This is a genomic window from Hydrogenophaga electricum, assembly GCF_030160815.1.
Lineage (GTDB): Bacteria > Pseudomonadota > Gammaproteobacteria > Burkholderiales > Burkholderiaceae_C > Hydrogenophaga > Hydrogenophaga electricum.
The window spans coordinates 1-23,216 of the sequence record NZ_BSPB01000021.1; the positions used below are offsets into that span (position 1 = coordinate 1).

At 68.9% G+C, this 23,216-nt stretch carries 25 protein-coding genes; 14 read left to right on the plus strand and 11 right to left on the minus strand.

Translation table 11 applies throughout. From position 1 onward, the window contains the following. The 5 genes from QQK43_RS13190 to QQK43_RS13210 form a co-directional block, all read left to right on the plus strand. The coding region (locus QQK43_RS13190) for a thiamine-phosphate kinase (protein WP_284308148.1) at positions 1–415 on the plus strand (415 nt) is incomplete at its 5' end. Then, positions 412–957 (plus strand): phosphatidylglycerophosphatase A family protein, encoded by a 546-nt coding sequence (locus QQK43_RS13195; RefSeq protein ID WP_234267171.1) that lies wholly within the window; start codon positions 412–414, stop codon positions 955–957. The genes QQK43_RS13190 and QQK43_RS13195, both read left to right, overlap by 4 nt. Before the next feature lie 2 nt (positions 958–959). Beyond that, on the plus strand, positions 960–1,448 hold the full coding sequence (locus tag QQK43_RS13200; protein ID WP_234267170.1) for a CinA family protein: 489 nt from the start codon (positions 960–962) through the stop codon (positions 1,446–1,448). Positions 1,449–1,458: 10 nt separating this feature from the next. Beyond that, complete coding sequence (locus QQK43_RS13205) at positions 1,459–2,607, plus strand: DNA alkylation repair protein (RefSeq protein ID WP_284308149.1); 1,149 nt, start codon at positions 1,459–1,461, stop codon at positions 2,605–2,607. A gap of 122 nt (positions 2,608–2,729) precedes the next feature. Beyond that, positions 2,730–3,185 (plus strand): hypothetical protein, encoded by a 456-nt coding sequence (locus QQK43_RS13210; protein ID WP_284308150.1) that lies wholly within the window; start codon positions 2,730–2,732, stop codon positions 3,183–3,185. A gap of 35 nt (positions 3,186–3,220) precedes the next feature. Here the strand turns inward: QQK43_RS13210 and QQK43_RS13215 are convergent, their stop codons facing one another. Continuing rightward, positions 3,221–4,000 (minus strand): YecA/YgfB family protein, encoded by a 780-nt coding sequence (locus tag QQK43_RS13215; RefSeq protein WP_284308151.1) that lies wholly within the window; start codon positions 3,998–4,000, stop codon positions 3,221–3,223. A 66-nt stretch (positions 4,001–4,066) separates the two neighbouring features. Between QQK43_RS13215 and QQK43_RS13220 the strand changes: the two genes are divergently transcribed. Next, positions 4,067–5,686, plus strand: coding sequence for an FMN-binding glutamate synthase family protein (locus tag QQK43_RS13220; RefSeq protein WP_284308152.1), 1,620 nt, complete (start codon positions 4,067–4,069; stop codon positions 5,684–5,686). A 39-nt stretch (positions 5,687–5,725) separates the two neighbouring features. Here QQK43_RS13220 and QQK43_RS13225 read toward each other — a convergent pair whose 3' ends face one another. Beyond that, positions 5,726–6,343: a glutathione S-transferase family protein gene (locus QQK43_RS13225; RefSeq protein ID WP_284308153.1), complete on the minus strand. Its 618-nt coding sequence runs from the start codon at positions 6,341–6,343 to the stop codon at positions 5,726–5,728. Positions 6,344–6,389: 46 nt separating this feature from the next. Next, entirely contained in the window at positions 6,390–7,862 is a 1,473-nt protein-coding gene (locus QQK43_RS13230; RefSeq protein ID WP_284308154.1) for a gamma-glutamyltransferase family protein, read from the minus strand. A gap of 524 nt (positions 7,863–8,386) precedes the next feature. Here QQK43_RS13230 and QQK43_RS13235 point away from each other — a divergent pair. The 3 genes from QQK43_RS13235 (at position 8,387) to QQK43_RS13245 (ending at position 11,855) form a co-directional block, all read left to right on the plus strand. Then, positions 8,387–9,919, plus strand: coding sequence for a hypothetical protein (locus QQK43_RS13235; protein WP_234267163.1), 1,533 nt, complete (start codon positions 8,387–8,389; stop codon positions 9,917–9,919). Positions 9,920–9,977: 58 nt separating this feature from the next. Next, positions 9,978–10,994 (plus strand): porin, encoded by a 1,017-nt coding sequence (locus QQK43_RS13240; protein ID WP_284308155.1) that lies wholly within the window; start codon positions 9,978–9,980, stop codon positions 10,992–10,994. 207 nt (positions 10,995–11,201) lie between these two features. Further along, positions 11,202–11,855: a GntR family transcriptional regulator gene (locus QQK43_RS13245; protein ID WP_284308156.1), complete on the plus strand. Its 654-nt coding sequence runs from the start codon at positions 11,202–11,204 to the stop codon at positions 11,853–11,855. Between the two features lie 72 nt (positions 11,856–11,927). Here the strand turns inward: QQK43_RS13245 and QQK43_RS13250 are convergent, their stop codons facing one another. The 5 genes from QQK43_RS13250 to QQK43_RS13270 all read right to left on the minus strand — a co-directional run bounded on the left by QQK43_RS13250 (position 11,928) and on the right by QQK43_RS13270 (position 14,624). Beyond that, a complete protein-coding gene (locus QQK43_RS13250; RefSeq protein ID WP_284308157.1) occupies positions 11,928–12,851 on the minus strand; it encodes an ornithine cyclodeaminase family protein in 924 nt (307 codons plus the stop codon). A gap of 11 nt (positions 12,852–12,862) precedes the next feature. Beyond that, a complete protein-coding gene (locus tag QQK43_RS13255; RefSeq protein WP_234267159.1) occupies positions 12,863–13,618 on the minus strand; it encodes a sulfite exporter TauE/SafE family protein in 756 nt (251 codons plus the stop codon). Positions 13,619–13,623: 5 nt separating this feature from the next. Further along, positions 13,624–13,908 (minus strand): 2Fe-2S iron-sulfur cluster-binding protein, encoded by a 285-nt coding sequence (locus QQK43_RS13260; protein ID WP_234267158.1) that lies wholly within the window; start codon positions 13,906–13,908, stop codon positions 13,624–13,626. Next, positions 13,905–14,231, minus strand: a complete 327-nt coding sequence (locus tag QQK43_RS13265; RefSeq protein ID WP_234267156.1) for a ferredoxin — start codon at positions 14,229–14,231, stop codon at positions 13,905–13,907. Before QQK43_RS13265 ends, QQK43_RS13260 begins: the two co-directional genes overlap by 4 nt. Positions 14,232–14,333: 102 nt before the next feature. Continuing rightward, a complete protein-coding gene (locus QQK43_RS13270) occupies positions 14,334–14,624 on the minus strand; it encodes a 2Fe-2S iron-sulfur cluster-binding protein (protein ID WP_234267155.1) in 291 nt (96 codons plus the stop codon). 221 nt (positions 14,625–14,845) lie between these two features. On the opposite strand from QQK43_RS13270, the gene QQK43_RS13275 reads away from it, so the two are divergent. The 5 genes from QQK43_RS13275 (at position 14,846) to QQK43_RS13295 (ending at position 19,472) form a co-directional block, all read left to right on the plus strand. Then, positions 14,846–15,565, plus strand: coding sequence for an iron-containing redox enzyme family protein (locus QQK43_RS13275; protein ID WP_284308158.1), 720 nt, complete (start codon positions 14,846–14,848; stop codon positions 15,563–15,565). A 92-nt stretch (positions 15,566–15,657) separates the two neighbouring features. After that, positions 15,658–17,109: an aldehyde dehydrogenase family protein gene (locus QQK43_RS13280; RefSeq protein ID WP_284308159.1), complete on the plus strand. Its 1,452-nt coding sequence runs from the start codon at positions 15,658–15,660 to the stop codon at positions 17,107–17,109. Positions 17,110–17,157: 48 nt separating this feature from the next. Next, positions 17,158–17,637, plus strand: a complete 480-nt coding sequence (locus tag QQK43_RS13285; protein WP_234267152.1) for a GlcG/HbpS family heme-binding protein — start codon at positions 17,158–17,160, stop codon at positions 17,635–17,637. A gap of 25 nt (positions 17,638–17,662) precedes the next feature. Further along, on the plus strand, positions 17,663–18,658 hold the full coding sequence (locus QQK43_RS13290) for a 2Fe-2S iron-sulfur cluster-binding protein (RefSeq protein ID WP_284308160.1): 996 nt from the start codon (positions 17,663–17,665) through the stop codon (positions 18,656–18,658). 43 nt (positions 18,659–18,701) lie between these two features. Beyond that, entirely contained in the window at positions 18,702–19,472 is a 771-nt protein-coding gene (locus QQK43_RS13295) for an SDR family oxidoreductase (RefSeq protein WP_284308161.1), read from the plus strand. 278 nt (positions 19,473–19,750) lie between these two features. On the opposite strand, the gene QQK43_RS13300 is transcribed toward QQK43_RS13295, so the two are convergent. Genes QQK43_RS13300 through norR form a run of 3 tightly spaced genes read right to left on the minus strand, consistent with a single transcriptional unit; the run spans position 19,751 to position 23,097 of the window. Further along, positions 19,751–20,170: a putative toxin-antitoxin system toxin component, PIN family gene (locus QQK43_RS13300; protein ID WP_284308162.1), complete on the minus strand. Its 420-nt coding sequence runs from the start codon at positions 20,168–20,170 to the stop codon at positions 19,751–19,753. 10 nt (positions 20,171–20,180) lie between these two features. Beyond that, positions 20,181–21,506 carry a THUMP domain-containing class I SAM-dependent RNA methyltransferase gene (locus QQK43_RS13305; protein ID WP_234267147.1) on the minus strand — a complete coding sequence of 442 codons (1,326 nt, stop codon included), beginning with the start codon at positions 21,504–21,506 and terminating at the stop codon, positions 20,181–20,183. Between the two features lie 55 nt (positions 21,507–21,561). Continuing rightward, positions 21,562–23,097 carry a nitric oxide reductase transcriptional regulator NorR gene (gene norR, locus QQK43_RS13310; RefSeq protein WP_284308163.1) on the minus strand — a complete coding sequence of 512 codons (1,536 nt, stop codon included), beginning with the start codon at positions 23,095–23,097 and terminating at the stop codon, positions 21,562–21,564. Positions 23,098–23,216: the final 119 nt, after the last annotated feature.

A 23,216-nucleotide genomic window follows, 5' to 3' on the forward strand; every position in this document is an offset into this window, starting at 1 on the left:
GCGCCTGGCGCTGGGCCGCGCGCTGGCCGGCATCGCCCACGCGGCGCTGGACATCAGCGATGGCCTGGCCGGCGACCTTGGGCACATGCTGCAGGCCAGCCGGGTCGGCGCCACGCTCGAACTGGCCCGGCTGCCGGTGCCGCCGGCCCTGGCGGACCTGCCGCCCGAATGGCGGCGCGAATGCCTGCTGCACGGCGGCGACGACTACGAGCTGCTGTTCACCGCACCCGCTGATGCGCGCGCCGCGGTCGCCGCTGCCGCAACCCAGGCAGGCACCCCGGTGCAGCGCATCGGCCACATCGACGCCGCGCCAGGCCTGCGGGGGGTGGAGACCGACGGCACGGTGACCGACATCCCGCTGCGCGGCCACGACCATTTCGACGGGACGGATCGCCCCGGGATAATCGCCGCATGAATCTGACGGCCCCTGCCGACGCGCCCCGCACCGAAACATCCCCGCCTCCCCTGCTGCGCCCGGGCTGGCGATTTGCCCTCTCGCACCCGGCCCATTTCATCGCGCTGGGTGGCGGCTCCGGCCTGTCGCGGCTGGCCCCCGGTACCGTGGGCACGCTCTGGGCCTGGGCGCTGCACGCCGTGCTCGCACCCTGGTTCGGCGACGCCGCCTGGGCCACCCTCATCGGCCTGGGTACCCTGGTGGGCTGGTGGGCCTGCACCGTCACCGCCCGGCACATGGGCGTGGCCGATTCGGGCCACATCGTCTGGGACGAAATCGTCGCGTTCTGGCTCGTGCTGTGGGTGGCGGCGCCGCAGGGACTGATGGCCGAGCTGGCCGCTTTTGGCCTGTTCCGGTTCTTCGACGCGGTGAAGTTCGGCCCCATGGCCTGGGCCGACCAGCGCTTCAAGGGCTTCGGCCCCCGGGGCGGCTTCGGCATCCTGCTGGACGATTTTGCGGCGGCGTTCTGCACGCTGCTGGTGCTCGCCTTCTGGAGGTTCTGACCATGCACAGCCCGACCGTTCCCGAACTCGTCGACGCCCTGGCCGCCCGGCTTCGGCAAAGCGGCGCCCGGATGGCGACGGCCGAGAGCTGCACCGGCGGCCTGATCGCGGGCGCCTGCACCGCCCTGAGCGGGTCCAGCGACTGGTTCGAACGCGGTTTCGTCACCTACTCCAACGCGGCCAAGACCGACCTGCTGGGCGTGCCGGCCACCCTGATCAACACCCACGGCGCCGTCAGCGAACCTGTCGCCCGCGCCATGGCAGCGGGGGCCCTGGCCCACGCCCCGGTGGACTGCGCCGTCGCCGTGACCGGCATCGCCGGCCCCACGGGCGGCAGCGCCGACAAGCCCGTGGGCACCGTCTGGCTGGGCTGGGCCACGCCCCAAGGTGTGTTCACCGAACACCACCGCTTCGACGGCGACCGCGACGCCGTGCGCCAGGCCACCGTGCAGCGCGCCCTGCAAGGACTGCTGGACCGCCTGACTGACTGACTTTCCCGATATGGCCGAACCTTTCAAGAACCTCATCAACGCCGGCACGGTGCAGCAGGCCGGCGCCCACCTGCAGCGCGCCTGGCCGGCATTCGATCGCCACCATTTCGAACGCCTGGCCCTGGACGGCCTGGACGCGCTGGAATTCAAGGCCCGCGCCATGCAACTGGCCAACGCCCTGGGCGCCACGCTGCCCGCACCTTTCGCGGCCGCCGCCGACGTGCTCGAAGCCAGCCTGGCGCCGCCGATCGCGATCGATGCCGAGGGCGAACCCACGGGTCTGAGCAACGCCCAGAGCGCACTCGGCATCTCCGGCTGGACGGTCTGGGCCATGGGCGAGTACGTGGCCCGCCACGGCCAGCACGATCTGGCCCGCGCCCTGGCATGCCTGCACGCCCTCACGCAGCGTTTCTCGGCCGAGTTCGCGATCCGGCCGTTCCTGCGCGACCAGCCCGCTGCGGTGCTGGCCACGCTGGCGCAGTGGCAGCACGACCCCAGTGCGCACGTGCGGCGCCTGGTCAGCGAAGGCAGCCGGCCGCGCCTGCCCTGGGGCCTGCGCCTGCAGGCCCTGGTGGCCGACCCCTCGCCCACCCTGCCCTTGCTGCTGGCGTTGCAGGACGATCCCAGCAGCTATGTGCGCCGCAGCGTGGCCAACCACCTCAACGACATTGCCAAGGACCACCCCGACCTGATCGCCGACTGGGTGGTGCGGCACCGGCGCGGTGCCAGCGCCCAGCGCGAGGCGCTGCTGCGCCACGCCAGCCGCGGCCTGGTCAAACAGGGTCACGCGCCCACACTCGCCGCCTGGGGCCTGGCCCAGGGCCTGACCGGCAGCGCCACGCTCAGCCTGGACGCATCACAGGCCCGCATCGGCGAAGACATCGGCCTGCAGGTCGCGCTGCACAGCCGCGCGCCGGGCGAGCAGGCGTTGGTGATCGACTACGCGGTCCACCACCGCAAAGCCAACGGCCGCAGCGCCCCCAAGGTGTTCAAGGGCTGGAAACTCACGCTGGCGCCAGGCGAACAGCGCGCGCTGACCAAACGCCACAGCCTGCGGCCCGTGACCACCCGCACCCTGTACCCGGGCGAACACCGGATCGAGCTGCAGATCAACGGCCAGGTCGTGGCCGAAGCCGTGTTCGAGCTCCTGCCCGCCTGAGCGGACCCCAGAATGGGGCGAGGCATGACCGCAACACCGGCGTGATGCAAGTCACCCCTCGAGCCCGATCTCGACAGCCAGGGCATCGGCAGGCCGCTCACGCGTCCTATGCTGCCGGCGCCATGCCCTTGAACCGATTCCTGCCTTGGCGGCGCACCCGCAAAGCACCGACCACCGCGCCGCCCGCCAGCCCGCCGCCCGCGCCGGACAAACCCCTGACCCGCTCGGAACGCCTGGACCTGCAGTCGGCGGTCATCCACCACCTGGAGTGGTGCGTGCAGTTCAACAACCTGCTCACGCTCCCCCCTGGCGAGCAGCGAACCCTGCCCGACTGGATGAACGCAGACCTGAGCGACCTGGGCCTGTGGTTCGTGCGCATGGCACCGCAGCCACTGGGTCGACACCCCCGGTTCGCGGAACTGATCCAGGCCCAGCGCCAACTGCACACCCTGGCGCAACAGGCCCTGCAGCTCAACCGCGCAGGCCAAACCGATCAGGCCTGTACGCTGCTCAACACCGCGTTCGAACGGGAACGCCTGCGCGTGCTGGACCTGCTGCGCACCCTGCAACAGGGCTGAGCGCCGACGGCCCCCGCAGGGGTCGCTGCAGCGCCTCAGGCGCCATGGCACTTCTTGTATTTTTTGCCGCTGCCACAAGGGCAGGGATCGTTGCGTCCGGGCTCGGCGCTCTTGCGCAGTGGCTCGGTGCGCGGGCCCAGGCTGCGCCAGACCTGGCGCAGGTCGTACACCGCCCAGATGGCTTCGCCATACGCATTGGCGCGGGCCTCGCTCACGCTGGGCGGGCCGTCCTCGGCGTGCATGTTGAACGCCGGTTCGCCGGTGTCGTCGCCCGCCAGTTCGGCCATGCAGTCCAGCGCGTCTTCGATCCAGCCAGCAGCCTCTTTGTCGCGCGGCGGGGCCCAGTCGTCCGCCCAGTCCTCCACCACCGACAGGAAACCCAGCGCCCAGATCTGCCCGAAGGACGGCAGGGGCTCGGCCGACGCGGCCTCGCGTTCGGCCTCGGGCAGCATGGCGATGGCGCCGCGCACGTCCAGCACCTCGGGGTGGTAGGTGCGTTCGTCTTCCAGGGTCTCGACCTGGGTGTCCAGCGCGCTCGCCACCTCGTTCCAGCGCCGCGTCCACAGGGCCATGAAGCGGCCGGCCTGCGCACCGTCGGCAAAGAGGTTGGGCTGGTCGCTGCCCACACCAATCAGCACCGGCAGGTACTCGCTGGGCGGCACCACGCGGCGCGTGCAGACCAGCGCCGCGATGGCGCCTTCGAGAAATTCCCACTGCGGGACGTTCTCGTCGCGGCTGCGCAGTTCGTCGAGGATGTCTTCCAGCGCGTCGAAGTCGGCGCTTTCCATGGGGGCGTTCAGGGTTTCGATGCTCATGGTCCGGCGGGCGGTTCATTAAGATGCGGGGCAGTGTAGCCGCGTGCCTGCCATCCTTTCCTGCCCATGCTTGAACGACTGAACGCCCTCTACCCCATCCGCTACACCGTGCTCGCCCTGTGTGTGCTCTGCGCCATCCTGAGCCTGTTCACCCTGGTCGGATTCGGCCTCGGTGGCGGCTGGCTGCTGCTGTTCGGTGGCCTCTCGGCGCTGGGCGCCTGGGATGTGTGGCAGACGCGCAGCTCGGTGCTGCGCAACTACCCGGTGATCGGGCACCTGCGCTTCATGCTCGAGTACATCCGGCCCGAGATGCGCCAGTACTTCATCGAAAGCGACACCGAGGCCACGCCGTTTTCGCGCAGCCAGCGCAGCCTGGTCTACGCCCGCGCCAAGAGCGAGATGGACAAGCGCCCTTTTGGCACCCAGCTCGACGTCAAGACCGAGGGCTACGAGTGGATCAACCACTCGCTGGCGCCCACCCAGGTCGGCTCGCACGACTTTCGCGTGACCATCGGTGGCCCCGCCTGCACCCAGCCCTACGAGGCAAGCGTGTTCAACATTTCCGCCATGAGCTTTGGCGCGCTCTCGGCCAACGCCGTCCAGGCCCTGAACGCCGGTGCCAAGCGCGGCGGTTTTGCGCACGACACGGGCGAAGGCTCGATCTCGTCCTGGCACCGCCTGCACGGGGGCGACCTGATCTGGGAGATCGGCTCGGGCTATTTTGGCTGCCGTGATGAAGCCGGCCGCTTCAGCGAGGAACGCTTCAAGGCCAACGCGCTCGATCCCCAGGTGCGCATGATCGAGCTCAAGCTCAGCCAGGGCGCCAAGCCGGGCCACGGTGGCGTGCTGCCGGGGCCCAAGGTGTCGCCCGAAATTGCCGCCGCACGCGGCGTGCCGGTCGGTGTCGACTGCGTGTCACCCTCGGCGCACAGCGCTTTCGCGACCCCCATCGAGATGATGCAGTTCATCGCCCGGCTGCGTGAGCTCTCGGGCGGCAAGCCCACCGGCTTCAAGCTCTGCATCGGTCACCCCTGGGAGTGGTTCGCCATCGTCAAGGCCATGCTGGAAACCGGCATCACGCCCGACTTCATCGTCGTCGACGGGGCCGAAGGCGGCACCGGTGCGGCACCGCTCGAATTCACCGACCACGTCGGTGCCCCGCTGCAGGAGGGGCTGCGCCTGGTGCACAACACCCTGGTCGGCGTCAACCTGCGCGACCGCATCCGCCTGGGTGCGGCCGGCAAGATCGTCAGCGCCTTCGACATCGCGCGCGCCATGGCCCTGGGCGCCGACTGGTGCAACAGCGCCCGCGGCTTCATGTTCGCGCTGGGTTGCATCCAGGCGCAGAACTGCCACACCGGCCACTGCCCGACCGGGGTCACGACGCAGGACCCGGTGCGCCAGCAGGCCCTGGTGGTGCCGGACAAGGCCGATCGCGTGTTCCATTTCCACCAGAACACCCTCAAGGCGCTGCTCGAACTGGTGCAGGCCGCCGGCCTGACCCACCCGAGCGAGATCAGCGCCCACCACATCGTGCGGCGCCTCAGCGAGAACGAGGTCCGGCTGCTCGCCACCCTCTTGCCTTCGGTGCCCCCTGGCGCCCTGCTCCAAGGCGCGTCCAACCTGTCCAACGTCTTCGGCTTCTACTGGCCTTCGGCCCGCGCCGACAGTTTCGCCATCACCTGACCCGCCGGCCACCATCGCGCCGCTCCCGCAGACAGCGCCTCAGCCGGCCTGGCGCAACGCAAAGGCGCGTTGCGATGCCGGGCGCGCCAGGCAGCGGCGGTGCCAGGCCAATGCCGCCGGGAAGTCTTCGCGCGCCATGACTTCGAAGCGCTGCAGCACGGCCGCCACGTTCAGGTCGGCCACGGTGAAGCGGTCCTCGACCAGGTAGTCACGGCCTTGCAGGGCCTGGTCGAGCACACGCAGCCGCCCCTGCAGGCGGTCCAGCGCTTCTTCAGCCAGCGCCGGCAGGCGCTTTTCGGGCGGCAGAAAGCTCGTGTGCTGGAACCACTGGCGCGCCAGCGTCTCGGCCTCGGTCGCCGCCCACAGCGTCCACTGATAGATCTGCGCCACGCCGGCCGGGGTCTGCGCCCACAGCCCCCCTTGTGCGCGGCTCTGCGCCAGGTGCAGCGTGATCGCCAGCGACTCGAAGACCACCAGGCCTTCGTCGTCGATCACCGGCACGGTGCCGTTCGGGTTCAGCGCCAGGTAGGCCGGCTCCCGCGTTTCCGGCCCGTTGAAGTGGTAACGGATGTGTTCGTAGGGCAGGCCCAGCTCTTCCGCCGCCCACAGGGGGCGCAGGGCTCGGGACGCGGCAATGCCATAAATCTTGAGGGTCATAAAGGTACGGCGGCAGTCAGGGAATGGAAATCAGGCGCGGGCGCCTTCAGCAGGCGAGGGCCAGGCCGTCCTTGCGGCGGTCGGAGCCGCCCAGCAACGTGCCGTCGGCTTGGCGCAGCACCACCTGGGCACCGCCGAAGTCGCTGCGGCCGCCCAGTTCGCCCAGCCCGTCGGGTTCGCGGTAGCCGGCGGCCCGCAGGGCCTGCACCACCGCAGCGGGCATCCCGGTTTCGGTGGCCAGCGCCCGGTCGGCCTCCAGGCGCCAGCGGGGCGCGTCGATCGCCGCCTGCAGCGGTTCACCCCACGCAGCGATGCGCGTCAGCAGTTGCACATGGCCCTGCGGCTGCATGGCGCCACCGACGACACCGAAGCCCGCGTGGAAGCGCCCATCGCGCAGCGCCGCCCCCGGTACCACCGTGTGGTAGGGCCGCTTGGACGGTGCCAGCCCGTTGATGTGGCCCGGCGCCGAGAAGCCGAACCCGCGGTTCTGCAGCGCAAAACCACAGCCGGCCACGCCCACGCCGCTGCCGAAGCGCTTGAAGACGCTGCTCATCAGGGTGATCGCCAGGCCGCTGGCGTCCACCACCACGGTGCACACGGTGTTGCCGGCCGGATCGGCCACCACCCGCTTGGCGTGGGCGAGCGCCTCGCCCATGCGGTCCACCATGGCCACCGTCGTCGCCGGGTCGCCTGGATCGAGTGGCAGCGGCTCCAGCGCTTCCAGCGCGTGCAGCACCGCCAGCCCGTGCGTGTTGGGCGGGCACTCCAGCACATCCAGCCCCCGGAAGCGCGCACGCAAAGGCACATCGAAATGCCCGTGGTGGGCCGCAAAGTCGGCCGCCGCGAGCACCCCGCCACGGGACTGACTGGCCCGCGCCGCGGCCTGTGCGGGCACGCCGCGGTAGAAGGCTTGCGGCCCGTCGGCCGCCACCGCCGCCAGGACGCCGGCCAGTTCCGGATTGCTGAATCGCTCCCCGGCCACCGGCACCGCACCCGCCCGGTACAGACGGGCAGACACCGGATCCGCCGCGATCACGGGTTCGAACAGGGCCCACTCCCGGGCCGCCACCGGCGCCACCGCGAAGCCGTCGCGGGCGCATTCGATCGCGGCCTGGAACAGGCGCGGCCAGGGCGCCCGCCCATGGCGCTGATGCAGATCCCACCACCCTTGCACCGCCCCCGGCACGGTGTGCGTGAGCGCGTGCCGCTCGGGCAGCTTGCCACCCGGCAGCCCGGCCAGGCCATCAGGGCTCAGCGCCGCTGGCGAGCGGCCCGTGCCGTTGTAGGTTTCGGGCGCCCCATTTGGGGGCACCAGCATCGCGAGCAGGTCGCCGCCGATACCGGTCGCCATCGGCTCGACCACGCCCAGCACCGCATCGGCCGCAATGGCCGCATCGACCGCGCTGCCCCCTTCGCTGAGCAAGGCCGCCGCAGCGGCGGCCGCCAGAGGATGGCCCGTGGCCACCATGGCCGAGGCACTGGACACCCCGGCCTTCGCCAGGAGGTTGGAAGCATGCATGGTCTTCTCCACTGTTTGATGAATACAGTATACGAAATGAACTATCAGCCCACCAGACCCCTACCGAACCCAGGATGCCATATCCCACCGACACCCGAATTTCACCAAGAGAGCCCCATCTAACACCTGGCACGATCCCTGCATATGACCTGAACAGGAAACGGTATACCGTATCCATAAAGAACAGGAAACAACAGAAACGAGGCCTGATATGCACCAAGACGTCCAACAAGATCCCTAAAAGAGCCCCAAAGCAGCACAAATCAGCCATGGGAAAACCCTGTATCCGGCTTATTTGTATTCTGTATACGATCAGTTCTGTCGACGGTCACGCCCCAAATCAGGGCGCATGCACCGAAGACGAAACCAGGGAAGACACCGAGGGCATGGGTCCGACAGAGACACAGCCCCGACTAGCAAGGGTTCTTCGAGGAGCTCGGGGTAGACGGTCCTGACCCGGCCGCCCACCCGGTGTATCAACCCCGCCCCGCCCCCTGGCAGGGCCACCCCACTGAACGACAACCATGGATTCCAACGTAACCCTCACAGCGGCGCACTGGATGTACCTGATTGGCGTGGTCAGCATCATCGTGACGATGATGTTCCGCGCCAACGTGCTCGTGCCGTCGATCGTCGCCACCTTTCTCGTCGGCGTCGCCTGGACCGGCAATCCGCTGGCCGGCCTGGGCAGCATCTACGGCGCCAGCCTGGTCGCGGCGAAGGAGCTGTTCAGCATCTTTCTGGTGATCGCGCTGATGACGGCGCTGCTCAACTCACTGAAGGCGCTGAAGTCCGACATCCTGATGGTGCGGCCCTTCCGCCTGCTGATGAAGAACGGCCCCGTGTCGTACCTGCTGCTGGCAGGCATCACCTACTTCATCTCGCTGTTCTTCTGGCCCACGCCTGCCGTGCCACTGGTCTGCGCCGTGCTGCTGCCCGCCGCCATTGCCGCCGGCCTGCCACCCATCGTCGGTGCCGCTGCCATCGCCGTCGCCGGCCAGGGCATGGCCCTGTCTTCGGACTACGTGATCGGTGTCGCCCCCGGCATCAGCGCCAAGGCCGCCGGTGTCGCCGCGGCCATCGTGGCCGACCGTGCCCTCGCGCTCTCGGTCATCACCGGCCTGGTCGCTCTGACCCTGATCTTCGTCTTCCACCGCCGCAAGTTCCAGGCACCCAGCGCGACCCACCTGGAGCGCTGGCAGGAACTCGCCGTCAAGGGCGAACTGGCCGAGCACGCGCACGAAGGCACCACGCACAAGGCCGAAATTGCCCAGGGCACCAGCCGCGAACACCAGCCCGTGACCAGCCAGGACCTCAAGCGCGAGCTCAAGAGCGTGCCGGCCGAAGAGTTCAAGTGGTCCCAGCTGTTTGCCGTCGTGACGCCGCTGGTCTTCCTGACCGTGATCGTGCTGATGGTGCTGCCCAAGCTGGGCGTGCCGCTGGGTGACTTCAAGGGCGGCGCCGGTGCCTCGCTGGTGGGGGGCGCAGCCGCCCTGCTGATGATCCTGGCCACGCTCGCCATGAAGGGCGGCCGGCAGATGCTCGAAGCCAGTGCCGACCACGTCACCGACGGCTTCGTGTTCGCCTTCCGTGCCATGGGCTCGGTGCTGCCGATCGCCGGCTTCTTCTTCCTGGGTGCCAGCGAAACCGCCGCCGCCATCTTCGGTGGCGACGCCGGCGCCACCCCCAGCCTGCTGTTCGATCTGGTGCGCAGCGTGCAGGACTGGATTCCGCACAACCCGCTGTTCGTCGCCTTCGGCCTGCTGATCGTGGGCATGGTCACCGGCATCGACGGTTCCGGCTTCTCCGGCCTGCCGCTGACCGGCGCGCTGGCCGGCGCCCTGGGCCCGGTCTCCAACATCGACAGCACCACCTTGGCCGCCATCGGCCAGATGGGCGCGATCTGGACCGGCGGCGGCACGCTGATCGCCTGGTCGTCGCTGATTGCTGTGGCCGGCTTCGCCCGCGTCTCGGTCACCGACCTCGTGCGCGTACTCACCCTGCCTGTGCTGATCGGCCTGTCCGTGGCCACCGTGGCCGGGGTGCTGATCTTCTGACCCCATTCCGCTGTTTTCCCCTTTTTCCCATCCCCTCCCTTTCAAGGACGCTTCCATCATGAAAAAACACCTGGCGCTTGCCTCCGCCCTGCTGGCCTCCGGCGCAGCCTTTGCCCAGTCGAGCGTGACCCTCTATGGCCTGGCCGACGTCTACGTCGCCAGCCGCAAGGACGCCGACACCGGCGACCGCACCACCGCCATGTCCAGCGGCGGCGTCTACCAGACCCGTTTCGGCCTCAAGGGCAGTGAAGACCTGGGCGGCGGCCTCAAGGCCAACTTCCAGTACGAACACGGCTTCGCGCTGGAAAACGGCGGCGCCGGCAGCACCGGTTTCAGCCGCCAGTCCTGGGTCGGCCTCTCGGGCGCCTTCGGTGAAGTGCGCGCCGGCCGCGCCTGGAGCGCGTTCGACGACATCAGCGGTTCGACCCTGGCGGCCAAGAACTCTCTGCTGGCCCCGAACCAGGGCACCTGGCTGACCACTTCGTACAAGGACAACCCGGACAACGGCCTGTACTACGCCACGCCCGAATTCGGCGGCGTCAGCGGCGCCGTCAGCTACGGCCGCGAAAACGCCAGCGCGGGCGCCGGCCGCGGTTCCGTGGCCAGCCTGAACGTCAAATACGGCAACGGTCCGGTGTTTGCCGCCCTGGGCTACCAGACCGAAAAGGCCAACGGCGACGCCACGGCCCTGAAGTACACCCGCCTGAGCGGCTCCTACGACCTCGGCATGGCCAAGCTGCTGGCCAGCTACGGCCGCGTCGCCTTCGCCGATGCCAGCACCACCGAATGGCAGTTCGGCGCCGACGTGCCGCTGGGTGGCGGCTGGCTGCTCTCCGGCGGCCTGGCCCGCTCCAAGGGCGAGATCACCGGCTTCAGCGGCGACGCCAACTACACCGGCAAGCTCGTCAACGTCGGCCCCGAAATGGAACGCACCGGCTACAGCATCGCGGCCTTCTACAGCCTGAGCAAGCGCACCTCGGTCTACGGCGGCTACCGCGCCAACAAGATCAAGACCCCGGGTGCCGCCGACAAGGACGGTGACGTCTTCGCCCTGGGTCTGCTGCACATGTTCTGAGCCGCTTCCGGCACGCAGCTTTCTTTTTCATGACCGTTTGACCGCGCCTTTCCGGCGCGGTCTTTTTTATGGGCCCATGATTTTCGTCATCCTTCACGGTACCGCCAGCCCTGAGCGCAGAGCGGGTGCTCGCATAGAATTCAGTATCCAAGACGGCGCCGGCATGGGCTGCCCCGTCCCGACTCTCGAACGTTCATCGAAGGCTCCATGAACCTACCCAAAAAGGAGGCAACCCTGGGGGCAGCGCACTCGCCGCTGACCACCCTGGTGGTCCAGGCCCTGCGCGAGCGCATCCTCAGCGGCGCCATTCCCCCGGGTGAACGGCTGGTGGAGAGCCGTCTCTCGGACGAGCTGGGCGTCTCCCGCATGCCGGTCCGTGAAGCCTTGCGGCAACTGGCCGCCGAAGGCCTGGTGACCATCGAGCCGCGCCGCGGCGCTTCGGTCACCGCCTTCAGCCCCGAGCAGGTGCGCGAACTGGTCGAGGTGCGTGCCACGCTCGAAGGCCTGAACGCCAAACTCGCGGCCCAGCGCCACGACGAGCGGCAGATTGCCGACATGGAAACGATCCTGGCCGAAGGCACGCGCTTGGCCACCTCGGCCGATCACGCCACGCTGCTGCTGATGAACCAGCGCTTCCACGACGCGCTGGGCAGCATCGCCGCCAATTCCGTGCTGCAGGACATCATGCGCTCGCTGCGCGACCGCACGGCGCTGCTGTTCACCCCGCTCAACCGCGAGCGCGGGCAGCAGAACTGGGACGAACACGCCGCCATCCTGCGCGCCGTGATCAAGGGCGACGCCGAACTCGCGTCGCTGCTCGCCATGCGCCACGTGTACAACGCGGCGCAGATGGAGCCTTGAAGCCCCCCCTGCGCCGCTGACGCGCCTTCCCCCTCTCTGGCACGCCTTTGTCGCTGGGAGGGGGAATGCGCGTCAGCGGCGCAGGGGGGAGCTCAATCTTTTCCAGACCAGACCGGCCAGCGCAATGTCTTCCAGCCCCACGCCCACCGATTTGTAGAGCGTGATTTCGTCGGCATGGCGGCGCCCCGGGTGCACGCCGGTCAGCAGCTCGCCCAGCTCCACCAGTTGGTCGTCACGCACCAGGCCCGGGGCGGCGAGCACCAGATCGCCCGCTTCACGCAGGGTCTGCGGGCGCCACTCGACCGCGATGCAGCTCGCCCGTTCGAGCGCGCGGTCGTCCAGTTCGCGTGTGTGGGGTAGGCTGGAGCCGATGGCGGCGACGAAGCTGCCGGGCGCGAGCTGGTCGCCCCCGAACAGCGGCGTCGTCGAACGCGAGGCGGTGACCACGATGTCGGCGCCGGCCACCGCCTCCTCCGGGGTCGCCAGGCGCACCGCCGTGCCGCAGGCGGCTTCGAGCTGCGGCACCAGATCCGCCGGCGCGTAGGGGTCGAACACGCGGATCTCTTCCAGCGCAAACGCCCCCGCCATCTGCACCGCGTGCATGCGGCCCTGCACGCCCGCGCCGAACAGCGCCAGCCGTTTGGCATCGGCACGCGCCAGCCGGCGCGCCGCGATCACCGAACAGGCCGCGGTGCGCAGACGGGTGATGGCCCCCGCGTCAAAGGACGCGAGCGCGCGACCGTCCTCGGTCGAGAACAGCAGAATCACGAAAGTGAACTGGCCCTGGATGGTGGTGTAGACCTTCGCGCCAGCCACCTGCTGCCCAGGAATCACCGCCCCCAGCGTCGACAGCTTGATGCCCTGGGCTTCGGTGCGCACACGCTCCTGCATCGCCGCTTCGCTGCGGCCGAAGCGTTCAAAAGCGTCCTGAAGCACGACCTGCGCGTCTTCCGGGGTGATGGTGGCGTCGACGATGGCGTCGGTAATGTGTTGCATGGCAGAAATCCTCAGGCTGCGAACAAGGTACGGAACAGCACGACCAGCGCCCCGGCGGCCGCCATGGCGAGCAGCAGCCTGCGCACCAGCGGAGCCGGCACGTGCCGCTTGATGGGGTTGGAGGCGAAGAAGCCCGCGAACATCCAGGGCATCAGCAGGGCGCTCAGCAGGTATTCGTGCGCCCCCATGCGCCCGACCGCCGTGAGCACGGTGATGGACACCACCGAGCCGATGAAGAAGATGGCGCCGATGGTGCCGCGCAGTTGCGCCGCGCCCATGTTCTGCATGGCGATGGCGAACGGGGGGGCGCCGGCCGAGGTGATGGTGCCCATCATTCCCGAAGCGAGGCCGGCCATGGCCATGCTGCGCCGCGTTGGCAGCACGCGCCAGCCGGTGAGGCTCAGGCTGACGCCGGTGAGGATGAGCAGCGCAAACATCAGCGACAGCGTCTTCACCGACAGCAACACCAGGCAGGCCGCCGCCAGCACCGTGCCGCCCAGCCGCCCGGCCACGCCCATGCCGGCCAGACGCCATTCGATCGCTTCGCGATCGCGCAGGCCGCCCATGAGCGCCAGCGGGCAACTGAGCACCAGCAGCGGGCCCGGCACCAGCTCCGGAAACCACATCGCGGCCAGCGGCGCGCTGAACATGGCAAAGCCCAACCCGCTCACGCCCTGTAGGCAGGCGCCGATGAGCACCAGCACCCCGGCGGCCAGGTAGTGCCCACCGCTCACCCCCTGGGCCACTTCGGCAGACAGCCAGTCCATGGCCATCACCACGACACGGCGATGTCGCCCTTCACGAAGGTCTGGCAAGCCATGCGGTAGCCCGCGGCCAGGTCCGCTTCGCTCAGGTGCTTGCGCTCCTTGGCCTTGACGTCGTCGGTGTTCGCCAGGCCCTCCTCGATGCGGCACTTGCAGGTGCCGCACAGGCCGCCCCCGCACTTGAACGGAATACCGCCCTTTTCCCGCAGCGACACGCGCAGCAGGTTGCTGTTCTCCGGCGCCTGGACCTGTTTGCCCGCATTCGTCAGGAACGTGATCTGCACCGTGCTCATGCCACCACCCGTTCAGCGAAGCGTGCCGGATCGATGGGCGCGAGTTCGGCCTTCATGCTGCCGAAGGCGCACAGATGGCGCAGCTCGCGGCGCGCGCTGTCCAAGTCTTCAAAACGTTCCAGGAACTTGGTCGGCACGCTGTTGATGGTGACCGGCTCGGTCTCGTCGATCACCCGGATGCGGGTCGGCTGCAGCAACTCGGCCACCAGAAAACGCGCCTTCACGCGGCCGTAGAAAACGTAGTCGTACGCCTCCACCGGCACCAGCCCTTCGCTGGGTTCGCTGCGGAACTGTCCGGGCTTGGAAGTCAAGATCACATACATGGCAATGTCCTGGAAGGTGGGGAAGGGGAATCCGGTGGCGCTCAGAGGCCGGGAGGGAATGGGGCCTGCCCGCAAGGGCGCGATCGATTCCCTCTCGGCCTCTCAGTCCTGGGCCAGCTCGATGTCGTGCTCCAGCCAGAGCTGGCAGGTCAGGCGGTAACCCTCGGCAAGGCGGTCGCCCAACTGCTTCTTCTCTTTCCAGTTGGGCGGCGGCAGGTGCTCGGCACCCGCCAGCACGCGCGTCGCGCACTTGGAACACTTGCCCATGCCGCATTCGTACTTGAGGTGCGGAAACGGGAACTCCCGGATGCCGGCGCGCACGACGAGGTTGGCGCCGCTCTTGACTTCGTCGCGGTAGACCTGGCCGTTCTTGTGAAACGTGACGATGGGCATGGAATCACTCCGGGATTGAAAGAATTCTTGGCGTCTGCAAGGTTTCAGTATACAGTATACTTTAACGACGTCCAAGCGCTGACCGTCATTTCCCCGGGATTCACTGTCACCGCTCGACTTCGCCAGGTATATTTGTATACTGTATACGTTGCTAGGATCCCATCGCCTCCCGGCACCGGCAGCGCCCCCCACCCCACCACCCTCTGTCAAGGAGTCCTTCCATGCCTCAACTGATGAACCGCGACGAATTCCGGACCGCCCTCGAAAACGCCATCAAGGGCAAGAGCGCGAACCAGTCGCCTTTCAGCCTCGCCTGGGCCGGCGGCACGCTCAGCCGTGACCACCTCGCCCGCTGGGCCGAGAACCACTACCACTACGTCGGCCCCTTCGCCGACTACCTGGGGTACCTGTACGCCCGCACGCCCGATCACATGACCGAGGCCAAGGACTTCCTGCTGGCCAACATGTACGAAGAGGAAATCGGTGGCGACCGCCACACCGACTTGCTGATCCGCTTCGCCGAAGCCTGCGGCACCACCCGCGAGCGCGTGGTCGACCCCGACAACATGTCGCCCACGACCCGGGGCCTGCAAGCCTGGTGCTACGCCGTGGCGATGCGTGAAGACCCCGTGGTGGCCGTCGCCGGCCTGGTGGTGGGCCTGGAATCGCAGGTGCCTTCCATCTACCGCAAGCAGACGCCCACGCTGCGCGCGAAGTACGGCTTCACCGATGAAGAGGTCGAATTCTTCGACCTGCACATCGTGTCCGACGAAATCCACGGCGAGCGCGGCTACCAGATCGTGCTGGAGCACGCCAACACGGTCGAGCTGCAACAGCGCTGCCTGAAGATCTGCGAGATCGGTGCCCAGATGCGCCTGCTCTACACCACCGCGCTCTACAACGACTACGTCGCCAAGGAAGAACCGGCCCTGGCCGCCTGATGCAACCGGGTGGCGCGCGGTGCGGCACAGCACTTCCGCGCAGGCCGCGCGCCACCCGGCTGCCCCTCCCTCGATTTCCCAAGCAGCACGCCATGCAGACAGAAGAATTCCTGAACTTCATCGACGGTGAATGGATCCGGTGCCGCAACGGCCGCACCTTCGACAACATCAACCCCGCCGACACGCGCGAGGTGGTGGGCCGTTTCCAGTCGTCGTCGGCCCTCGACGCCGAAGACGCCGTCAACGCAGCGTCCACCGCCTTCGAACTCTGGCGCAAGACGCCGATCGGCCAGCGTGCGCGCCTGCTGAACAAGGCCGCCGACTACCTGGAAGACAACGCCCAGCGTTTCGGTGAAGAGCTCAGCCGTGAAGAGGGCAAGTCCGTCGCGCTCGGCAAGGACGAATTCCTGCGTGCTGCCCAGACCTTCCGCTTCTATGCCACCGAAGGCCAGACCTTCGGTGGTGAAAGCTACCCCCAGGACGACGCCGACATGGCCGTGTTCAGCCAGCGCGAGCCGCTGGGCGTGGTCTCGGTCATCTCGCCCTGGAACTTCCCGGCCTCGATCCCGGCGCGCAAGATCGCGCCGGCCCTGGTCACCGGCAACACCGTGGTGTTCAAGCCCTCGTCCGACGCGCCCTTGAGCGGCCTGCGCCTGGTCGAAGCGCTGATCCACGCCGGCCTGCCCAAGGGCGTGATCAACTACGTCACCGGCAAGGCCGGCGACGTGGGCCCGATCATCACCACCTCGCAGGCGATCCGCGCGATCTCCTTCACCGGCTCCACCCAGGCGGGCATGCACATCCACCGCACGGTGCACCTGACCACCCGGCTGCAGATGGAGCTGGGCGGCAAGAACCCGCTGCTGGTGATGGAAGACGCCGACCTCGACAAGGCCGTTGACCTGGCCATCAAGGGCGGCTTCTCGCTCACCGGGCAGGCCTGCACCGGTACCAGCCGCGTGATCGTGGTCAAGGCCGTGCGCGAAGCCTTTACCGCCAAGCTGGTGGCCAAGGTCAAGACACTCAAGATCGGCCGGGGCGACCAGCCCGGCATGGACCTGGGCCCGCTGGCCACGGCCAAGCAGCTCGACACCGTGCTGTCCTACATCGAGGTCGGCAAACAGGAAGCGCGCCTGCTGTGCGGCGGCGAGCACCTGCACACCGGCGAGTACGAGCACGGTTACTACGTGATGCCCGCGATCTTCGACAACGTGACGCAGAAGATGCGCATCGCCCGCGAAGAGATCTTCGGCCCCGTGATCGCGATCATCGAAGCCGAGGACTTCGAGCACGCGCTGGCCATGGCCAACGACAGCGAGTACGGCCTGTCCGCAGCCATCGCCACGCAGAACGTGCGCTACATCCACCGCTTCACCAACGAGATCCAGTCCGGCACCGTGAAGATCAACCGCACCACCACCGGCAACCTGGTCAACGCGCCCTTCGGCGGCATGAAGAACTCCAGCACCTCGACCTTCCGCGAGTCCGGCCGCGTCGGCCTGGAGTTCTTCACCCAGACCAAGGTGATCTACCGCGGCCTCTGAGCCATCGCCGCGTCGCCCACGCCCTGCTTCACAGAAAGAAAGACAACCATGAAATCCAGCCTCAAACTGCAACTGCCCGAAGCGCGCCGCATGGCCGCCGCCGCCCTCGACAAAGCCCAGGAACTGGGTGTGCCCGAAACCGTGTGCATCACCGATGAAGGCGGCTTCCCGCTGGTGCTCGAACGCATGGACAGCGCCCGCGTGACCGGCCCGCAGATTGCCTGGAACAAGGCCTTCACGGCCGCCGGCCACAAGCGCTCCACCCACCTGTTCAACACGCCGCCCAACGGCCCCGCCCTGCCCGGCAACGAAGCCTTCGGCATCCAGTGGAGCTTTGAAGGCAAGTTCGCCGTGTTCGTCGGCGGCTTCCCCATCGTGGTCAACGGCGAAGTGGTCGGTGGCGTCGGCCTGAGCGGCGGCAACGGCGAGCAGGACACCGCCTGCGGCGTGGCCGCGCTGCAAGCTCTGAAGGACCTGCTGGCCGCCGACGGCCTGGACGTCCTGGTGCAGGCCGACATCAAGAAGTAAGCCACACGGCACAGGAGAGCAGCTCATGGGCTTCGAGGTACTGTGGATCGAGCGCGAAACGCGCTTCGAGGTCGCCCCGGACGAAACCGTGCTCGACGCGGCGCTGCGCCAGGGCGTCGCACTGCCGCACGAATGCACGTTCGGCGGCTGCGGCACCTGCCGCATGCAGGTGCGCGATGGCACGGTGGACTACGAAGAGCTGCCCATGGCGCTGACCGAAGACGAGGTCGCACGGGGCGTGGGGCTGGCCTGCCAGGCCCGCCCGCGCAGCGACCTGGTGATCAGCGTCATGCCGCCCGGCCACTGCAGCGACCCGGTGCAGGTGGAGGCGACGGTGCTCGGGGTGGTATCCCTGGGCCACGATGTGACGCACCTGCAACTGCAACTGCCGGACGGCCAGGAACTGATCTACCAGCCGGGCCAGTACATGAACGTGCACCTGCCCGACGGGCGCTGCCGCAGCTTCTCCATGGCCTCCCGGCCCGACGCGCAGCGCGTGGACTTTCACGTGCGTCGCATTCCCGGCGGTCACTTCACCGACGGCCAGATCGCCGCGCTCCGGCCCGGTGACCGGCTGCCGGTGGAGATCCCGCTGGGAAGCTTTCGCCTGCACAAAGAAGACGAGCGCCCGCTGGTGATGGTGGCCACGGGCACCGGCCTGGCGCCCATCAAGAGCATGCTCGAATCGCTGATGGACGACGACGACTGCCCGCCCGTGCACCTCTACTGGGGCGCGCGCACGCCGGACGACCTCTACCTGCACGACGCGATCGCCGCCTGGGCCGAGCGCCTGTACGAGTTCCGCTACGTGCCCGTGCTCTCGCGCGCCGGCAGCGGCTGGAACGGCCGCACCGGCTACGTGCAGGACGCCGTGCTGGCCGATCTGGACGACCTGTCCGAACCCGCGTTCTACCTCTGCGGCTCGCCCGCCATGATCGCCGACGCCAAGGCCGCCTTCATCGGTCGCGGCGCCAGCGTCGACCACATCTACAGCGACAGCTTCGTCTTCCAGCCGCGCTGACGCAGCGCCCCCAATGGTCAGTCACACACGAGAGCCACACACGATGAATCTGGGCATTGACGGGCGCAGCGCGCTGGTTTTTGGTGGCAGCAAGGGTCTGGGCTACGCGTGTGCGCAGCACCTGACCGCTGCGGGCGTGAACGTGTGCATCGCCGCACGCACCGAATCCACCCTCATCGAAGCGGCACGCCGGCTTGGCGAGGCCACGGGCCGCCCCGTGCAGTACGTGGTCGCCGACATCACCCGGCCCGAAGGGCGCGACGCCGCCCTGCAGGCCAGCCCGGCACCCGACATCCTGGTCAACAACGCCGACGGCTGGCCGCCCGGCAATTTCCGCGACTGGGCGCCGGCCGAATGGCACGCAGCGCTCGACGCCATGATGGTCGGCCCGATCGAGATGATTCGCCGCACCGTGGACGGCATGATGGACCGGCGCTTCGGCCGCATCGTCAACATCGTCTCGCGCAGCGTGCGCGCACCCGACCTGCGCCTGGGCCTGTCCAGCGGCGCGCGCGCCGGCCTGGTGGGCTTCGCCAACGCGCTCGCCCGCGAAACCGTGCGCCACAACGTGACCATCAACAACCTGCTGCCCGGCCCCTTCGCCACCGACGCCCAGCGCGTGCACCTGGAACACAGCGCGCGCCAGACGGACACACCTTTTGCCGACCTCTGGAAAGCCCGCGAAGCGGCCAACCCGGCCGGCCGCTTCGGCGACCCGGACGAACTGGGCGCCTGGTGTGCCTTCCTGGCGTCCCGCTACGCCGGCTACATGACGGGGCAGAACCTGCTGATCGATGGCGGGAGTGTCCACTGACACCCCCCTGCGCCGCTGACGCGGCTTCCCCCCTCTCTGGCGCGGCTGCGCCGCTGGGAGGGGGGACGGCAGCTTGGGCCGGCGGAGCCGGACCCTCGTTGCCCTGCTCGTGAAGACACTTCGCGCCGGAAGGGCCGTGGGGCTGGGCTGCCCTTTGTCGACGCAGTGTGTAGGTGGGTGACGCGGGGTCTCCCTCCTTGGGACAGCTCCGTCAGGGCGCGTCTTTTCCCACAGCCACAGCGAGCGGATCGCGCGTCAGCGACGCGGAACGGCCGGCGTCAGGCCCTCGCGACTTCCACGCCCAGCGTCGCCAAACGCCGCGCCATGCACAGCACGGCGGCGTCCTTGCTCAGCAGGGTCGCGCCCTGCGGGGTGGCGAGGGCGGCGGCCAGGTCGATGAACTTCTGGTCGTCCGGGTCTTTGCAGGTGTAGGCGGCCTTGGGCGCTGCCGGCACGATCTTCGCCCGCTCGTCGAAGGCCGCCAGCACGGCCGACGCGGTCACGGGCCGCCGTTCCAGGCGGCGCACGATGTGCGGATAGGTCAGGACCCGCGCCAGCTCTTCGCGCATGGCGGCGGTGGCGTGCCAGTGCGCCTTGCCCTGCGCCAGCGCTTCGTACAGCGGCGCCACGGCGGGATCGGCGTAGACAAAGAGGTCGAGCACGATGTTGGTGTCGAGCACCAGTGCGCCGGCCCTCATGCGTCGGCCCTCATGCAGCAGGCGGCGGCGAACGGCGCGGCGTCAGGTCAAACCGGAACAGCCGGCATTCGATCGGGCCGTTCCACAGCGGCACGCGGCGCGATTCTTTGAAGCGCATCTTGCCCGGCAGCTTGAGGTCGGGCGTGAGCAGCCAGGCACTCCAGCCCGTGTAATGGCTCTTCCAGTGTGCGGCGAGGCGCTCAAAGAAATCGCTGCCGTCGCTGCCATCGGCCATCTGGGCGCTCTCGCGCCCCAGTCCCGGCTCGGGGGCGGCCTTGGCGCCGACCGTGAAGGTGCGCGGTGCGCGCCCGCCGCGTTCGGCCGCCCGCGACTGGGCGTTCTGGCCCGCCACGCCGGCGGCTGCGATGCGCTCGCCATAGGGCGGGTTGAGCAGCAGCACGCCGGGCTGAGTCGTCGGGGGCAACCGCTGCAGGGCGTCGCCACCGCGCAGCTCGATGGCGAAAGCCACCCCAGCGCGCTCGGCGTTGCGCTGGGCAAAGTCGACCATGCGGAAGGCCACGTCGGAGCCGAACACGATGGGCTTGTGCCCGGCAGGCCATTCGCGGCGTTGCTTCGCGGCGGCGTCCTTGAGCCCGTGCCAGACGTGCGGCTGGAAGGGCAACAGCTTTTCGAACGCGAAGCGGCGCTGCAGGCCGGGCGCGATGCGCAGCGCCATCTGCGCCGCCTCGATCACCACCGTGCCGCTGCCGCAGCAGGGGTCGTACAGCGGGGCGATGTCATCCAGCGACGCGGCCTCGGCCCCGTTCCAGCCGGTGGCCGCGATCATCGCCGCCGCCAGCGTTTCCTTCAGCGGCGCGTCGCCCTTGTCTTCACGCCAGCCGCGCTTGAACAGCGGCTCGCCCGAGGTGTCGATGTACAGGCTCAGCGTCTCGGCCGTGAGGTGGGCGTACAGGCGCACGTCGGGCCAGGTGGTGTTGACGCTGGGGCGCTCGCCGCGCTTGGCGCGGAAGCGGTCGCACACCGCGTCCTTGATCTTGAGCGCCGCAAAATTGAGGCTCTGCAGCGGGCTGTGCTGCGCCGTCACCTCAACCTTCATGGTCTGCTGCGGCGTGAACCAGATTTCCCAGGCCACATCGCCAGCGGCGGTGTACAGATCCTGCTCGCTGCGGTAGGGGCCGTGCCAGAGCTGCACCAGCACACGCTGGGCCAGCCGGCTGTGCAGATTGAGCGCCAGCGCGTCGCGCCAGGCCCCCATGAGCCCCACGCCGGCGCGCGACTTGCGCACGTCGGTGCTGCCGGTGATGCGCTGCACCTCGGCAGCCAGAAAGTCCTCCACGCCAGCGGCGCAAGGCAGGAAAAGCGAGAGATGGTTCATTCCCGGATTGTCGTCCAGACCCTGGCGCACCGGCGCCCCCGGGCTCGGCGCATCCTCATTTGAGCCCGAGGCGACGGGCGAGCTTGTGCAGATTGCTGGCGTCCAAGCCGAGGGCGCGCGCGGCCTGGGCCCAGTTCTGCGCGTGGGCATCGAGCGCGGTGCGGACCGCCTGGCGCTGGCAGGCTTCGACCTGCTCGCGCAGGCTACCGCTCCGGAGCGCTGCGACGGCCCCCTCCGCCGCCACCGGGGGCACCGGGTCCAGCACGGCCGAGGCGGCCTCCAGGTCCAGCAGCTCCGGCCCGAGCGTGACGAGGTCGGTGCGCACCGCGCCGCGGCTGACGGCCTTGAGCGCGGCGCGGCTGATCACGTGTTCGAGCTCGCGCACATTGCCTGGCCAGGGATAGCGTCGCAGCGCTTCTTCGGACGCCGTGCTCAGGCGCAGGCTGCGCAGGCCCAGCCGCGCGCGGTTGCGCTCCAGGAATCGTCCGGCCAGCAGCAGCACGTCGTGGCCGCGTTCGCGCAGGGGCGGGATCGGGATCGGGTAGACCGAGAGGCGGTGGTAGAGATCGGCGCGGAAGCCGCCGTCGCGCACAAGCTCGCGCAGGCTGCGGTTGGTGGCCGCCACCACGCGCACGTCGACGCGCCGTGGCCGGTCGGCACCCAGGCGCTGAATCTCGCCGTTCTGCAGGGTGCGCAGCAGCTTGGCCTGCACCGCCAGCGGCAGCTCACCGACCTCGTCCAGGAACAGCGTGCCGCCTTCGGCGGCCTCGAAGCGGCCGGGACGATCACTCACCGCACCGGAAAACGCGCCCTTGACGTGCCCGAACAGCTCGCTCTCGGCCAGCGATTCGGGCAGCGCCGCGCAGTTGACATGCACCAGCGAGCGACCGTGGCGGCGCGACAAGCGGTGCAGGCGGTGCGCGAACAGCTCCTTGCCCACCCCGGTTTCGCCCAGCAGCAGCACCGGCAGTTCGGAGTCGGCCACCACCGCCAGTTCGTGCAGCAACCGCGCGATGGCCTCGCTCTGGCCGAGGATGTCACCCTCCTCGCCGACCGGGCGCTCGGCCGTGTCGACGCCGCCCAGTCGCAGTGCGCGCGCCTGGGCCTCCAGCCGCGACATGCGCACCGCCGCCTCGACCAGCGGGCGCAGCGCCTGCAGATCCGCCTGGGCGCGGGCATCGAAGGTGCCCACCCGCAGGGCGTCCAGCGTCAGCGCGCCCCAGGACTCACCCTCAACCGCCACCGGCACGCCCATGCAGTCGTGCACGGGCAGCGGCTCGCCCGCGTGTTCGTCGATCAGGCCGTCGTAGGGATCGGGCAGCGTGCTGTCGTGATGGAAGCAGGTCACGCCCGAGCGGGCCAGGATGGCCGACAGGCGTGGATGCGCCTGCAACTCGAAACGCCTGCCCAACGCGTCGCGCACCAGCCCGTCGACCGCGACCGGGCGCAGATGTTCGGCCTCGCGCTGCAGCAAGGCCACGGCACCACAGCCGAAGTGCTCACGCAGGCTGCTCACCAAGCGCTGCAGGCGCACCGCCGGCGGCAACTCGGCAGCCAGGTCGGTCAGCAGCAGCGACAAGACGGCATCCACGGTTATTTATACCTTTAAAGGGTTGAATCAACCCCAATCAGATGCGGTGATTATGACCATTCATGGCCCCAGCATATTGAATTTGCACGTTTTTTTCCAGGCACACCATTCGCACTGTC